The 15,938-nt window shown below is 40.6% G+C and carries 11 protein-coding genes; 2 read left to right on the top strand and 9 right to left on the bottom strand.

From position 1 onward, the window contains the following. Positions 1-17 precede the first annotated feature (17 nt). Positions 18-707 carry a helix-turn-helix domain-containing protein gene (locus AABS66_RS04485; RefSeq protein ID WP_430224608.1) on the top strand — a complete coding sequence of 230 codons (690 nt, stop codon included), beginning with the start codon at positions 18-20 and terminating at the stop codon, positions 705-707. Positions 708-764: 57 nt separating this feature from the next. Here AABS66_RS04485 and tmaR read toward each other — a convergent pair whose 3' ends face one another. Continuing rightward, positions 765-1,097, bottom strand: coding sequence for a PTS system regulator TmaR (tmaR, locus tag AABS66_RS04480; RefSeq protein WP_004253179.1), 333 nt, complete (start codon positions 1,095-1,097; stop codon positions 765-767). Between the two features lie 124 nt (positions 1,098-1,221). Further along, positions 1,222-2,505: an MFS transporter gene (locus AABS66_RS04475; protein WP_272539613.1), complete on the bottom strand. Its 1,284-nt coding sequence runs from the start codon at positions 2,503-2,505 to the stop codon at positions 1,222-1,224. Positions 2,506-2,841: 336 nt separating this feature from the next. Here AABS66_RS04475 and sbcB point away from each other — a divergent pair, with 336 nt between their 5' ends. Beyond that, entirely contained in the window at positions 2,842-4,269 is a 1,428-nt protein-coding gene (gene sbcB / locus AABS66_RS04470; RefSeq protein WP_206082269.1) for an exodeoxyribonuclease I, read from the top strand. A 58-nt stretch (positions 4,270-4,327) separates the two neighbouring features. Here the strand turns inward: sbcB and dld are convergent, their stop codons facing one another. The 7 genes from dld to AABS66_RS04435 all read right to left on the bottom strand — a co-directional run bounded on the left by dld (position 4,328) and on the right by AABS66_RS04435 (position 15,745). Then, positions 4,328-6,067, bottom strand: coding sequence for a D-lactate dehydrogenase (gene dld, locus AABS66_RS04465; RefSeq protein ID WP_206082270.1), 1,740 nt, complete (start codon positions 6,065-6,067; stop codon positions 4,328-4,330). A 645-nt stretch (positions 6,068-6,712) separates the two neighbouring features. Continuing rightward, complete coding sequence (locus AABS66_RS04460) at positions 6,713-8,095, bottom strand: APC family permease (RefSeq protein WP_206082271.1); 1,383 nt, start codon at positions 8,093-8,095, stop codon at positions 6,713-6,715. Positions 8,096-8,693: 598 nt separating this feature from the next. Next, positions 8,694-10,691, bottom strand: coding sequence for a ligand-gated channel protein (locus tag AABS66_RS04455; protein ID WP_272539615.1), 1,998 nt, complete (start codon positions 10,689-10,691; stop codon positions 8,694-8,696). Between the two features lie 284 nt (positions 10,692-10,975). Continuing rightward, positions 10,976-11,764 carry an ABC transporter ATP-binding protein gene (locus tag AABS66_RS04450; RefSeq protein ID WP_206083004.1) on the bottom strand — a complete coding sequence of 263 codons (789 nt, stop codon included), beginning with the start codon at positions 11,762-11,764 and terminating at the stop codon, positions 10,976-10,978. Then, on the bottom strand, positions 11,758-12,852 hold the full coding sequence (locus AABS66_RS04445; protein WP_206082273.1) for a FecCD family ABC transporter permease: 1,095 nt from the start codon (positions 12,850-12,852) through the stop codon (positions 11,758-11,760). The genes AABS66_RS04450 and AABS66_RS04445 overlap by 7 nt, the downstream gene beginning before the upstream one ends. A 19-nt stretch (positions 12,853-12,871) precedes the next feature. Then, entirely contained in the window at positions 12,872-14,008 is a 1,137-nt protein-coding gene (locus AABS66_RS04440; RefSeq protein ID WP_206082274.1) for an ABC transporter substrate-binding protein, read from the bottom strand. Between the two features lie 246 nt (positions 14,009-14,254). Beyond that, complete coding sequence (locus AABS66_RS04435) at positions 14,255-15,745, bottom strand: amino acid permease (RefSeq protein ID WP_206082275.1); 1,491 nt, start codon at positions 15,743-15,745, stop codon at positions 14,255-14,257. Positions 15,746-15,938 lie beyond the last annotated feature (193 nt).

Here is a 15,938-nt window from a genome sequence, read left to right as displayed (position 1 = left end):
TAAAATGAGGTTTATGTATGTCTACCCTGCAAGGTGTTAATTCTGTTGATATCGCTGTAAGCATTCTGAATTTTATTGCCCAAAATGGCGGGATAGCGCGAGCTGCAGATATTTCCAAAGGTTGTGAAATATCCAAAAGCCGTTTACATAAATATTTGGTATCCCTTTGTCGTACTCAAATGCTTTATCAAGATACACAAACGAGCCGTTATGGATTAGGGCGCAACCTCACTTTTTTAGCGAATTTTGTGGAGCCTGAAGGGTCTTTTATTGAGGTTATCAATAACAGTTTGGTTCAATTTCGTGATGAACAAAACGTTTCAACGGGTGTTGCATTGCGCTCTGGAAAAGTGTTATCACTGGTTAAATACAACCGTAGTTTTAAAAATATCGAAATTGATTTCTTACCAAATACTCCATTGCCCACAGTCAAAAGTGCAGCGGGTCTAATCTATGCGGCTTTTGATACGCAATTTGTGTGTGATGATTATTCGCAAGATGAACTCAATAAAGTCATTAACCAAGGTTATGCGATTCGTTATGAACCCACAAAAGGGATCCCTGGTGCACAGTCTATCGCCTGCCCTGTATTTAGTCAGAGTGGGGAATTAATCGCGGCGGCCGTTACGATGGGGTTTATTGATAAAACAGAAATGGAGCGGTTAGCGAACGCGCTCATTAAGCAGGTAAAAACACTCACATTATAATTTTTCTTGTCGATTAAAAACTGACAAAAAAGCCGAGATAAACTCGGCTCATTTCTTCTATTTTACGTCAATACGTGGCAGTTCGCCCATCTCTTTCAATTTTTTAGAAATTTCGCGGCGTTCTTTCGACAATTCTGCATTCTTGATAATATAATCATCAACACGGTCATCATAATCGCTGCGCATATTGGCAATAATCGCCTGAATGTCTTCAATTGACATACCAGGCTTAATATATTCGCTTAAATTATCCAGTAATAAAACACGCTTCTGGTTATCACGAATTTTTTTCTCATTATCGGTAATTTCACGACGAATTTTATTTTTGCGACGAAACATACGCACAAATTCCAGAACATTTTGGAAAGACGGCTTGTTAGCGTTGTCCATGTTTAAAACCCTCTAGTCAATATTCAAAACGCATAATCTCATTACACAATACAATCTAATCGCCTTACGTTACAAGTCAGTTTCACATATTTATTGATTTAATCTCTCGAAAAAGATCATTGGGTTATGCTTTTTCCACCTGTATTTCTTGATTATGTTGGTTTAACTTTGCTGGTTTCTCATTAAGACTAAGCTTTATATCATCAGTTTTATCATTTCTAAGACAAAAAGCAGACAATATCGTTGTGATGACCACAAACATCCCCATAATCAAATAGGTCTGCGCAAAACCAATTTTGTCATACCCCCATCCTGCCAATGGTGATAACACACTAGCAACCACCGAACTCACACAACTAAACCCAACCAAATAAAGTGTTGAGGACAAGCGTTTATCAAAATGGTGGCTGTTATACTTGAAGATTGCCACCAGCAAGATAGGTAACTCAACGGCATGTAGCAATTTCATAACGGATATAAGAACAGGCCCCTCGACTAAACCTGAGCCGATAATCCGTAATGCCATAACTGAGCTAGCAAATAGTAATCCATTTTTAGCACCTATTCGGTTAACAATGAATGGCGCTAAGAACATCCCACCAGCTTCAAGGAATACTTGCAATGAATTCAGATAACCGTACATCTCATTCCCTAATTTTTCATCTGGGAATTGATGCGAAAAATACACCATAAATTGCTGGTCATACACACTATAAATACATGTGCCTAATACAAATAGTATTAACGCCCAAAAACGTGGTAAAGCAAAAAGTTGCAGTGCATCACGCAATGTAATAGCAGACGAATTACCATGTTCTAAATTATTATAGGCATCTGCATTCGCACTTTTAAGGTTTAATAGAATGATTAAGAAAAGTACACCTGATACTGTAGCCATAATAAAATTATAGTCAGGGTCGATATTAATGTTGCGCCCTGCAAAGAACGTCGCGGCCGCCCAACCAAGAGACCCCCACATTCTCGCCTTACCATATTCAAAATTACGTTGTCGACTTACACGCTCGGTGTAAGATTCAAGAACACCAATTCCTGCATGAAACGTCATACCAATAAATAACCCACCAACAATACTGCCAATCACTATGTTCCAGTGTAATAATGTCCCGAACACCATAAAAAATGGCCCAGATGCAATCAGTAAAACTGCAATAAATAATAATAAGTTTTTGCGTAACCCTAATTTGTCTTGCAAGAAGCCGTACAATGGCTGAGCACATAACGCCACAATTGAAATACAGGCAAAGATAAACCCTGTGTCCGCCCCTTCTAAGCCAACATATTTACGCAGCCAAATGGCGACAACTGAAAATGTAGATGACCATGTAAAAAAGAAAAAAAACAACAATGCGCTCAATGACGCATAGTATTTCCTTGCACTGCTATTCATGTTAATCACCTATTATTAATTTACTTTTGGTAAATGTTAAGGTTAACATTTTTCAATTCCCACTCAAAAACAATTACTTTGTGATGTTAATCACTAATGTTAACGTTAACAATTTATTTATGTGATGAACATAACATTTCACGCGCTATAACCTAATAGTACCCCTTTCTGACACAGAAAATACCTTATTGATATTCAATTTAATTTACCTGCTATTTCAGATGGCCTTGGTTTAGCTTTGATAATAGATAGGGTATCATTGATTTATATAAAATAGTGAGTCTGAAGGTACTCCACTATCAGATTTAAATGCGCACAATTCAAACGGTGATAACGTTGCAAGATAATAAAAAACAACCCTCATTCTTTATTCATGATTACGAAACTTTTGGTAAACGCCCTGCACTTGATAGGCCAGCCCAATTTGCAGGTGTGCGCACTGATTTAGACTTTAATATTATTGAAGAACCTGAAGTGTTTTACTGCGCGCCCGCGGATGATTACTTACCGCAGCCAGAGGCTGTGATGATCACAGGCATCACCCCACAAATAGCATTAGCCCAAGGCGTTAACGAGGCGGAGTTTACTAAACGCATCCATCACGCTTTTAGTGTGCCTAACACCTGTATTATGGGCTATAACAATATTCGTTTTGATGATGAAGTCACTCGCAATATTCTCTACCGTAATTTTTACGACCCCTACGCATACAGCTGGCAACAAAATAATTCACGTTGGGATTTACTTGACCCGCTGCGTGCTTGTTTTGCGCTACGTCCTGAAGGCATTGAATGGCCTGAAAATGATGACGGCTTGCCAAGCATGCGCTTAGAGCACTTAACAAAAGCCAATGGCGTTTCCCACGAGAATGCCCATGATGCAATGTCAGACGTCATTGCAACAATTAGCATGGCAAAATTACTTAAAGCGGCTCAACCACGTATGTTTGATTATTTTTATCAACTACGCAATAAAAACAAGGTAAGCCAACTTATTGATATTGTGGAAATAAAACCTTTAGTACATGTCTCTGGTATGTTTGGTGCATTGCGTTCCTATGTGAGCTTAGTCGCCCCGCTTGCTTGGCATCCTGAAAACCGCAATGCGGTCATTATGTGTGATTTATCCGCGGATATTTCGCCATTATTAACCTTAAATACCCAAGAACTACGCGAGCGTTTATACACACCTAAATCTGAGCTAAACGGTGAGCTTCCCGTTCCTGTGAAATTAGTGCACATCAATAAATGCCCAATTTTAGCCCCTGAAAAAACATTACGTGATGAAGATGCACTACGTACAGGGTTAGATAGGGATCTTTGTCATCGCAATTTAGAGATTTTGCGTAAGACCCCCGATATCCGTAATAAACTCATTGAGTTATTTAGTGAACCACAACAATTTGAAGTTTCAGATGATGTGGATGCACAAATATATAATGGCTTTTTTAGTCCATCAGACCGCTCCACCATGGACATCATTCGTGAAACCCCACCACAAAACTTACCTGCATTAGATTTAAGTTTTGAAGATAAGCGGATGAAAGAACTCTTTTTCCGTTATAAAGCGCGTAATTACCCAGCAACGTTATCTTTCGAAGAACAGCAACGCTGGCTGCAACATCGCCGTGATTATTTCAGCGAAGCTCGATTAACGGAATATATGCAACAAATACAATTCTTATTAGAAGAACATCAACATGATGAAAAACGCTGTCAGCAATTAAAAGCGTTGGTCAATTATGCGATGGAATTAGCGAGTTAAATAAGAAATGGGCAGAATAGAAACTCTCTGCCCATTTTTAGGTTTACATTAATTTAGACTAGTGTTCACCTGATTGACCACAACCACAATCTCCTTCCCAATGTTTACGCTTAGTGGTTTTTCCTAAACCTGGGTTCATTGTGTTAGTCGGGTCTGCATTTTTATAGAAAGACTTTAACTGCGGTGGCGCTTTATATAAATGCCCAACGTTATGCTCCGCAGGATATTGCGCACCACGTTCATCCAATAAAGCTAACATTTTTTCTTTTAGGTCTTTCGGGTTAACCCCTTTTTTCAAAACATAGTCTTGGTGCATAACGTGGCACATAAAGTGACCGCAATACAATTTATGCACTAATAAATCTTCAATTTCAGGGGGGAGTTTTTCAAACCAATCCCTATCATTACGGCGTAATGCGATATCCAGCGGCAATACATCCTCGACATCTTTATTATGAACCGCATGGTAACGAACCGCAGAACCTGCCGCCGCAAAGCGATGTAAAAAGGCTTTTGCTCCCTCTTCTGGAGTGCATTCAAAATAGCCACCATCTGCCTGTGCAAAATAAGATTTTAGCCAAACTTTTGCTTCATCAATTCCATCCCCTGCCATTTTTAGCATTAAATGATGCTCATAACGGTCACGAAATTCTTTCATTCGAGGTGGTAAATGCGATGGCCATAATTTGCTAAGCACCTGCATTGTGCGGTCAATTAAATTAGACGGTAAAAAAGGAACTTTATTTAATACAGCATCAATACGCCCTTTAATAGTAAAGAACATTGGCATTTTATCGGTGCCAAATTTATCAATCATTAAGAAAGTATCTTTGCCGTATATTTCCGCGATATCAAAGCAGCCACGGTGCATATATTCACCTGCAACTGGCAGATTTTTAAATTCACTCAGAATATAGCGACGAATATCTTCCAGTACATCTGGGTTATTTGAGCCGATATAAAAAACCTGCGTTTTTTTATCCGCTGGGAAAGTATCCAAGCGAACCGCAAATACGGCCAATTTACCCGCACACCCTGACGCTTCAAATAAGCGACGTTCATCAGCATTAAAACGCGATGGCGAATCAGCATCAACATCCCGCACACGTTCAGCATATTCATGGTCGGACGCTAATTTATCACTAACTTGCACATCTTCACTACTATAACCACGGTTTTGTAAGTTGGTTAAAATCTCTTCTGGTGTATTACCTAGATCAATCCCTAAATGGTTAACTAGCTCAACCTTTCCATCATCATTAACACGACCATACAACGCTAGCTCGGTATACGCAGGGCCACGGCGCACTAATGAGCCACCTGAACTGTTGCAAATTCCCCCAACAACAGATGCGCCAATACAGGAGGAACCAATAAGAGAGTGCGGCTCACGCCCAAGGGGTTTAAGGATTTTTTCTAGGTCATATAAGGTGCTGCCTGGCATGGCAACCACTTGGTTAAATTCGGGAAGCACTTGAATTTGGTTTAATCGTAATGTGCTGATAATCACGATATCGCGGTCATAATCATAACCACTTGGTGTCGAGCCTTCAGTCAGTCCTGTATTTGCAGCTTGCATCAAAACAATTTTATCGGCTTCTACACAGGCTTTGAATACATGCCATTGCTCTAGCAAGGTGGTTGGAAACACAACCGCAATCGCATCTCCAGTGCCGGAGCGGAACCCTTTGCGGTAACGTTCTGTTTTGTGTGGCTCAGTGAGAATATTTTTCTTACCAACAATGTTCCTGAGTGTGAGTAATAATCGTTGATTCTCAGGTTTTTGTGCATCTTTCATGTGCGCGCCTTCTTACTCGAATTCATGTTGATTATGAGTTATGCAATATTAGTGCTAACAACAATATCACATAACATTATGATGTTAATAGGTTACACGTTTTATCTTAAAAATTTCTTAACAGGCAAAAAAATAGCGCCTAAGGCGCTATTTTTAATTTCGGACTGATTTGAACGACTTCTCAACGCAAAATATAAAGAATATATTTTATCTTTCTTACACCCTGTATATTCAAAATAGTTCGCGTTGTAGCAAGGCGTGGAGCCAAACGATCATGGGGAGCATACATAAGTATGTGACCCATGTCGTTTTGAGAACGCAACGACAGCGTGAAATATGAGGAGTCTATTCTGTTTTTCTTACAGCCTGTATATTCAAAATAGTTCGCGTTGTAGCAAGGCGCGGAGCCAAACGATCATGGGGAGCATACACAAGTATGTGACCCTTGTCGTTTTGAGAACGCAACACCGTTACAGCGTGAAATATGAAGAGTCTATTCTGTTTTTCTTACACCCTGTATATTCAAAATAGTTCGCGTTGTAGCAAGGCGCGGAGCCAAACGATCATGGGGAGCATACACAAGTATGTGACCCATGTCGTTTTGAGAACGCAACACCGCTACAGCGTGAAATATGAAGAATATATTTAGATGTCGCTCATTTGCGGCATAGGCCGCTTAAACATACGCGTCAATACTGCCATATAGATTAAGCCAACAGCCGTCCAAATCAAGCCGTAAACCATTGAATCTTCTTCAATATTTAACCATAAAACGCATACTGTTAGTGTACCGATAATAGGTAAAATCAAATAGTTAACAATGTTTTTGATACCTGTCATACGGCGTTCGCGAATAAAGAACTGGCTGATCACCGAAATATTTACAAAGGTAAACGCGATTAATGCACCGAAGTTAATTAACGCGGTCGCAAAATCCATTTCAAACCAGATTGCACCTAATGCTAAAACACCGACCATTAATACGTTGTACGCTGGAGTACGCCATTTCGGGCTGACATAACCAAATACTTTCTCTGGGAATACACCATCACGACCCATTACGTACATTAAACGCGCACTTCCTGCGTGAGCAGCCATACCAGAAGCCAATACTGTTACGCATGAGAAAACCAGAATAATTGACTGGAAGAATGCCCCAGCAACAAAGCGCATAATGTCAGGCTGCGTCTCATTGATATTCTTAAAGCGTGATACGTCTGGGAAGTATTGCTGTAAGAAGAATGAAACCGTGATAAAGATAATTCCACCAATTAATGCCGTTAAGAAAATGGCGCGAGGGATCACTTTACCTGCGTTTGGCGTTTCTTCCGATAGTGAACTTAAACCATCGAAGCCTAAGAATGAGAAGCAGAGTATGGTTGCCCCAGCAATCAGTGGGATCATTTCTGTCTTTTCATTGGCAAATGGGTTGAATGTCCAAATTTCGCCCGAACCTTCACCGTTAGAAACACCGTGGATCACTAGCCCTGTAAATACTGCCATCACACCGATTTGAATAATCGCAATAACCGTACTTAAATTAGCAATCACGTTGATACCACGTAAGTTTGCTGCGGTCATAACAATGACAAGGCCGACAACAAATATCGCGGGTTCCACGTTAGGGAAAATGTCTTGTAAATAAATTTTAGCCAATAAAATGTTGATCATTGGCATAAAAATATAGGACAGCAATGATGTCCAACCCACAAGGAAACCAATGTGTGGGCTCATTGATTTTTGAGCATAGGTATACGCCGAGCCAGCAGATGGGAAGCGTTTCACCAGCTTGCCGTAGCTCAGAGCAGTAAACAGTATCGCAACCAGTGCAATAATGTATGAAGTCGGGACGTGTCCACCTGTTTTGTCCGATACCATGCCGAATGTATCAAAGATAGTCATTGGCTGGATGTATGCCAGACCGATCATCACGACTTGCACCAAGGTTAAGGTTTTCGCAAGTTGCACGCGGTTATTGGCGCCAGTTTGGTTTGGACCGATGGATAAAGGTATTGAATTATTTGGCATGTCTAAGCCCTCCCATAACTTTCGATTGCAAGCTACTTCGGCTTAATCGACAGTTACTGGGAAGACTTTGCATCTGCCTATAGGCAGAAAAAAACGTAGAAGAGGTTAGAAGAGTGTGTGCGAAGCTGCGCGGAGCTCCGTAGTCATCGATGCGGCAACGACGGCCGCTTGGCCCTGCTGCGATAGCGAAAAAGTAAGCCATAAAAGCATTCCTCAAATCGGTAGCGTAAAATGTTTGCTACACGTAAATATTAAAATTATCTCTCCGGCTCTATGTCCGGCCCCGCTAGAATGAACGTTCCTAAAAACAAAAAAACCGATGCTTAAGTTTATTGAGCATCAGTTATTTTTTAGTTCGCGCATTTTGCACGCCATAACCCCAAATAGCAAGTTAAATTGTTAACAAATAGCCCTATTTCCGATGAGAAATTTTGATGGTTTATCCTATTTTGGCGAGGTAGCTAATAACTGCGTTTTTCCCATTATTTTCTTACCCCAAAAACCACTTTTATTTATTTTAACGGCTGTATTTGACGAGATACAAAAAACCCTTTGGCGCAAACCAAAGGGTTTTAGTCAACAACGATAAATAGTTGTCTTAGAAATTATAGTTGATGCCGACATTATAACGTCGACCTTCGAGTTCTGCGCCATAATTCGCATTATCAACGCGGCGATCTAATACATTATAAATACCACCAACTAAATTTGCGTTTTTGTTTAATTGATAACTCGCACCTAAATCAAACAAAGCATATGATGGTGTACCATTACTCATTTTTTCACCACGGCCTTGATAGTCTGAGGTTTTGCCACGGAAGTTCATGCGCGTCCAAGTTTGCAAATCTTCGGTTGTTTCCCATGTTAAGGTCGTATTTGCCATATGTTTAGGCTGTTTATTCAAAGGTTTGCCTTTATTTACACCACTTTTTTGTTCCGTGTCTGTGTAAGTATAGTTCGCTGCAAAATCTAAGTTATCTAAAATACCCCAATTAAATGTTAACTCAACACCACGCATTCTGGCTTTATCCACATTTTTTCTATCGCTAATAAATCTGTATGGATCTTTACCGTTATCACCAGGGCCATCGAGATCAACACTACATTCTCTTAGATTTGGGTTGTTTTTTTCACAACGTCTAACTTCAGTAATTTTATCTTTAAAGTCCGTATTATAGATAGTAATGCCCGCAGTAATGTTGTCTTGGTTATTCCAAATTACCCCAATCTCTTCTGTGATACTTTTTTCTGGTTTCAAATCAGGGTTACCATAGATAACTGCATTCCCTGCATTTCCGCCTGTTGCCTGCCCCCAACTTGCTGAAGATTGGCGTAAATCAGGCGCTTTATACCCCGTAGAAACACCACCTTTAATTGTCCATTGTTCATCTGCATGCCATACACCATAAACACGTGGTGTCCAATGCGTACCATAGTTTTCGTCTTTATCCATACGAAGACCACCCGTTAGCGCAAAGTCATTGGTCATTAACCACTCATCTTCAGCAAATAAAGCCCAACTATATCTATCACGTTCATTTGATGCACCATGAGTTGCAGCCAGTTTATTATCACTGCCTTCTAATTTTTCTTTACGATACTGGCCACCTAAACTTAAACTATGGTCACCCAATAAAAAGACACTTTGATTACGGATAATCGTATCTTGTGCTTTCATCTTACGACCAATATTCTTAGATTCGTCATGCTGAATATAAGTATCAGTAGAGATGCCATCATAGACACCGTAATGGGTTAAGGCTGCATGGGTGTTTTCAAATTTTTCAAGATTCGCTTCCTTGGATGTACTTGGTCTTGAATAACCAAATCGAGAGTCACGGTGCTGATTATCTTTTTTAAAGTCTAAATCAAATGTATTTTGCTCATCTGGCGTCAAAGACAATGTACCGCCGCCACTCGTCATAATTTGGCGATTAAAACCACCTTCATTTTTATCTTCGCCACGGTGAGAATATTGACCATTCAGTTTTACACCTAATAGACCATCAATTAGTGGCCCTGATGTATAGAAACTCCCTTGCCCAGTATTACCTGAATTTTTACGTTCTGTAATTGTGGTATCTGCACGTAAACTGGTTGTCCACTCTTGTTGTACACGACGCGTGATAATATTGATAACACCGCCAATCGCATCCGAACCATAAAGGGAGGACATTGGTCCCCGTACTACTTCAATACGTTCAATTGCTGGCAATGGCGGTAACCAGCCTTGCTCTACGCCAGAATTATCGCTATTTGGACGTGTGCTGCGTGTATCGACACGTTTGCCATCGATCAGGATCATGGTGTATTTTGCATCCATACCCCGAATACTAATATCTGAGCTGCTGCCACCACCTGTCACTAACACGCCAGGTACATCCTTTAGCGCATCCGTCACATCACGGTAAGCTTTCGTTTCAAGTTGTTCGCGCGTCACAACAGAAATTGATGCTGGTGCATCTTCAATTTGCTGTTGGTAACCTGATGCTGTTGTCACATAGATTTTATCTTTACTATCATCAGCAAATGCAGGTGATGCAGCGATAGCAGCAATAATGCAAATCGCCACTTTTCTTTTATTAAAAACAACCATTCCCAACTCTCCAAGAAATATTCTGTTTTATATATGAATTGATATGCTCAACATTGGTTTCTTTGAACCTAATAATTATGATTATTTTTATTATTTGGATAATAAATACCCATAGGAAATTTATGGTAAAAACCATTTCCTAATACAATTAAATTTCCTGTGGGTAATTAATCTTTATTAATTAATTTCTGCGAGTAAATATTTAATAATCTTTTTTATTTCTGCTCCTGTGGATTATTAAATATGCTTGCAGAATAACAAGCATATTTATTATTAATCACAAATTAACTGGCGAGTTTATCCACTAGCCCATCAATCAACACTTGCGGTACACCTTGAGAGCAGCGTTCTATGCGCCCTCTTACACCATAGACCTCAGCAAGACTTTCTGGCGTAATTACCTCGGCAGGTTCACCTTGTGCAATTAATTTGCCTTGTTTTAACATCAATACATGTTCTGCGTGTTTCAATGCAATATTAATATCGTGAACGACCACGACAGTAATAATATTTCGGCGTTTAGTTTCTTTCGCCACTAAATCCATAACATGATATTGATAATTTAAATCCAGTGCACTCAGTGGCTCATCCAATAATAATAAGTTAGGTTGGCGAATTAACGATTGAGCCAAACCCACTAATTGTTTTTGCCCACCTGAAAGCTGGTCTAAATAACTTAACGCCAGATGTTCAATACCTAATTGGCGCAATAAGTGCATCACTTCGTCTTTATGGTTTTCATTGCTTAAACCGCCAGAAGCGCGCTGGGCAACAATCACCGACTCTAAAACATACAGGTGCACACCTGCGGGTAATGTTTGGGGTAAATACACCACATTTTGTGCACGCTGGGCAAAATTTTGCTGCGTAAGATCTAAGCCATCCAACAGTAATTGCCCCGTGGCTTTGTTTAACCCTGCCAATGAACGTAATAAGGTGGATTTACCGCTACCATTTGGGCCAAGCAATACGGTGATTTTGCCCCTTGGCAACACATCCGTCGTCAGGTTCTCAATCACTGCGCGTTTTGGGTAGCCCGCATTAAATTGGTTAATAATCAGGCCACTCATGATACGTTACCTCGATGACGTAAAATAATACTTAAGAAGAACGGTACCCCTACTAATGAGGTGACAATACCCACAGGAATAATTACACCAGGGATAATGTTCTTCGAGGCAATTGAAGCCATCGATAATATCAACGCACCAATTAATGCACTTGCAGGTAAATAAAAGCGGTGATCTTCACCAAAAATCAAACGTGCAATGTGCGGCGCAACTAAACCAATAAACGCTATCGGCCCAACAAATGCCACAGCTAACGCAGATAAGATACTGATCCGTAATAAGGTAGTCAGTCTTAAGCGACGGACATCAATACCAAAACTAATCGCTCTGTCTTCACCCAGCCTTAATGCTGTTAATTTCCAAGAGCTCATCATAGCAATCGGGAAAATCAGTGCAAAAACCAGCGCCATTACACCTAACTTCACCCATGTTGCTTTTGATAAACTTCCCATCGTCCAGAACACAAGGCCTTGTAATGTGTCTTCTGTGGCGATGAATTGCATCATCGAAACCAATGCATTAAAGGTAAATACTAACGCGATACCAAATAAAACAACGCCTGATGTTGCAACGCGCGTCCAGCGAGTAACGGCATCCAACATTAATGCCGCTAATAAAGCAAAAATAAATGCGTTCGCTGAAATCACCCATTGGTCAGGAACGCCTGGGATCGCAATCCCCGACACAATGGCGAGTGCAGCACCAAACGCCGCCGCATTAGAAACCCCAAGTGTAAATGGGCTCGCTAATGGGTTATTCAATATGGTCTGCATTTCTGCACCCGCTAACCCCAGAGACATACCGATGACCACCGCCATCAAGGCGTAAGGTAAACGGATATCCCATACAATCACACGGGTCCCTGCATCTACGGCTTCTGGCGTCATCAAGGTTTGCCATAATCGCTCTAAGGATAGGCCTGATGGTCCTAACGTAAAATCAATAACCAGCGACAATAAAATTGCCGCAATAATTACCACTATCCATGTAAAACGACGGCGCAACATATTTTGATAATGTTGTTTCACACCATCATCAGCCTGTTTAGCGGCTTGTTCCACCGCCGCTATTGGCTCGCTTGTAATACTCATTAATTCTTACCTACTCTCATTACTTTTCGCTAACCCAATATACACCAGTTGGCTCTACAGCAAGAAACTCTCTGTGCAATTCTTCCAGTGTTTTTTGTGGATCAAGGCCTGAAAACTGCTCAGGATAGAACCACTTGGCGAAAACTTGTGTCGCAATGACGTTGTAGGGTGAATTATAATAATTGTGCCAGATAGCATAATCTTGCTTATCTTTAATAGCGGATAATGAACGAATGCCTTTACGATCTGTGATCTTTTTCAGACTTTCTTTAGCATCTTGCAATGTACTTTGTGCGCCTAATTGTACGCCCGCATCTTTACTGCCTGGTGCTTTTGCGCCACTTGCAATATAAATATTCGGGTCTGCAGCAATGATTTTCTCTAAATTCATAGTGCCTAATGCGCCAGGTAAAACACCTTTCGCGATATTTTTACCGCCTGCTAAGTCAATAAAGTTACCCATATTACCGTCACCTGCGGTGCCACAACAATCTTCAAAGGCGCCTGCACGTAACTCAATAAAGACACTTGGCTTTTTGTCTTCTGGAATTTTTGATGTGATATCCGTGACAATTTTTTGGTTTCTTTCATAAAAATCTACATATTTATTTGCCACTTGCTCACGGTTTAGTGCTTTACCTAATAAACGCATACTTGGTAGGGTATTTTCTAATGGGTTGTCTCTGAAATCGACAAAAACAACAGGCACCCCTGCCTTTTCCAATTGATTGACTAATTCGCTGTTTTTACCTGGTCCGTGGCCTGATAAACCAAAAATAGCGATATCTGGGTTTAAGGTTAATACTTTTTCAGAGCTGACGCTGTCTGCGCTGGTATTACCTATCAATGGGATATTGTCAATCGCAGGGAACTTGGCTTTATAAGCCGCATAAGTTTGTGGGTCTAATTTACGCAAATCCCCTTGCCACCCTACGATACGTTCAATCGGCTTGTCGCCTTCAAGTAGAGCAACCGCACTAAATAGGCGGCCTTCACCAAGTAAAATACGGTTAACATTATCGGGTACTTCAACGGTTCTTCCCGCCATGTCAGTCACTGTTGCTGACCACGCGCTCAAACTGGCACTGGCTAATAACGCTAAACCTATTCCCTTTACTACCGACCTAGCTACTGACTTCTTGGCTACCGACGACATAGTATTAAGCTCCACAATTAAACTCATTGACTTACATTTTAATGCGGTAACAATAAAGCAAATAAGAATACTTATCAATACGATTATTGATTTAATAATGGGTATAGCGAATGGAATTGTGTGAGCTACCTCGAAAAGCAAAACATTTAGAAGAACTAACCCGCAAATCGTGGGTTTATTGCGCTATATACAAAAAAACAGCACCCTATAAAGGATGCTGTTATTCAACTCATAAATAATGATCGATTATTTATTTAAATTCTCGCGGTAGCTTGGAAAACTCATATCTTTATAGCGAATAAAGGTTGTTTTCTTGGCAATTTTATAACCAAACCAAATGGCTAAAAAGAGTGGGAGACCAATATACGTCGCTGTAACACCAATCCAATCAATATTATCTTCTAAGAAGGCTTGGTAGTTCTGGCCCAGTGTTATTGTTAAACACAAAATAAAGGCAAAAATTGGCCCAATTGGGAAGAAACCAGAACGATATGGCAAGTCATTTAAGTCTTTACCTTGTGCAATATACCCTCTACGGAAGCGGTAATGGCTGATAGCAATCCCTAACCATGCAATAAAGCCTGTCATCCCTGAGGTATTCAATAACCAGAGATAGACCGTTTGGTTACCAAACATGGAACTTAAGAAGCACAGCCCCGCAACAACCGTCGTGGCTAACAATGCATAACGTGGTACGCCACCTTTTGATAACCGAGCAAAAATGCGCGGCGCTTTGCCTTCACGCGCTAAGGTATACAGCATACGGGTTGATGCATACATACCTGAGTTACCCGCAGACAATACCGCGGTTAAGATAACCGCATTCATGACTGCCGCTGCTGATAATAACCCTGCATTTTCAAATACTAAAGTAAATGGGCTCACGCTAATGTCTTTAACATCATTGCGTAGCAAGTTAGGATCAGTATAAGGAATGATCAAGCTAATAATTAAGATGGCAAAAATATAGAACAACAGGATACGCCAGAATACTTTACGTACCGCTTTAGGAATATTTTTAGCAGGGTCTTTTGACTCACCCGCTGCAATACCAATTAACTCAGTACCTTGGAAGGAAAACCCGACAATCATTGCCACGCCGATCATGGCAGAAAAACCACCAGCAAATGGCGCATCACCAATTTCCCAGTTATGCCAACCTGCGTTTTCGGCCCCATTCATGATGCCAAAAATCATTAATACGCCCACAACGATAAAAATAATTACGGTGGTGACTTTGATCAGCGAGAACCAATATTCTGCTTCACCAAAACCTTTAACAGAAATAAAGTTCAATAAGAAAATGATAGCAAGGAATATAGCACTCCAAATCCAACCAGGCGTATCAGGGAACCAATAGGTCATCACCAATTGTGCGGCAACGAGGTCAACTGCGATGGTTACCGCCCAGTTGTACCAGTAGTTCCAACCTAATGCGAAACCAAAACCTTCATCAACATATTTTGCGCCATAAGTAGCAAATGAGCCTGAAACTGGCATATAGGCAGCCAATTCGCCCAAGCTCGTCATTAAGAAATAGACCATTAAGCCGATGATGGCATAAGAGAGTAGTGCCCCTCCGGGGCCTGCTTGTGCAACGGTTGCACCCGATGCCACAAATAAACCGGTACCGATAGAGCCACCGATAGCAATCATCGCAAGGTGACGCGCTTTTAATTCACGGCGCAACTTTTGTGGTCGGTCTTGCGTGATAGTATTGGTATGTTGTTCTGACATTTGTTCCCTGTATTTTATTATTCAGCCAATATCGAGTGAATTCTAGCAAAATAGGCTGTGAGAACTAAGTAACTCTTCACTGTTATAAGATACCTTCATAATTCACGCAGAATTATAAGTAAAACGCGTTATTGCCAAAAAATTAAACCGTGGCTTTTAATAAAAAAATACCGTCTCTAATCCTCTAAATATT

The sequence above is a fragment of the Providencia sp. SP181 genome (assembly GCF_050446505.1).
Lineage (GTDB): Bacteria > Pseudomonadota > Gammaproteobacteria > Enterobacterales > Enterobacteriaceae > Providencia > Providencia vermicola.
This window is presented reverse-complemented; position numbering and strand designations above follow the sequence as displayed.

Bases quoted from the DNA above. Each gene is read 5' to 3' on its own strand.
- AABS66_RS04485 (WP_430224608.1), top strand. From the start codon at position 18: ATGTCTACCCTGCAAGGTGTTAATTCTGTTGATATCGCTGTAAGCATT.
- tmaR (WP_004253179.1), bottom strand. From the start codon at position 1,097: ATGGACAACGCTAACAAGCCGTCTTTCCAAAATGTTCTGGAATTTGTG.
- AABS66_RS04475 (WP_272539613.1), bottom strand. From the start codon at position 2,505: ATGAATAGCAGTGCAAGGAAATACTATGCGTCATTGAGCGCATTGTTG.
- dld (WP_206082270.1), bottom strand. From the start codon at position 6,067: ATGAAAGATGCACAAAAACCTGAGAATCAACGATTATTACTCACACTC.
- AABS66_RS04460 (WP_206082271.1), bottom strand. From the start codon at position 8,095: ATGCCAAATAATTCAATACCTTTATCCATCGGTCCAAACCAAACTGGC.
- AABS66_RS04455 (WP_272539615.1), bottom strand. From the start codon at position 10,691: ATGGTTGTTTTTAATAAAAGAAAAGTGGCGATTTGCATTATTGCTGCT.
- AABS66_RS04445 (WP_206082273.1), bottom strand. From the start codon at position 12,852: ATGAGTATTACAAGCGAGCCAATAGCGGCGGTGGAACAAGCCGCTAAA.
- AABS66_RS04440 (WP_206082274.1), bottom strand. From the start codon at position 14,008: ATGTCGTCGGTAGCCAAGAAGTCAGTAGCTAGGTCGGTAGTAAAGGGA.
- AABS66_RS04435 (WP_206082275.1), bottom strand. From the start codon at position 15,745: ATGTCAGAACAACATACCAATACTATCACGCAAGACCGACCACAAAAG.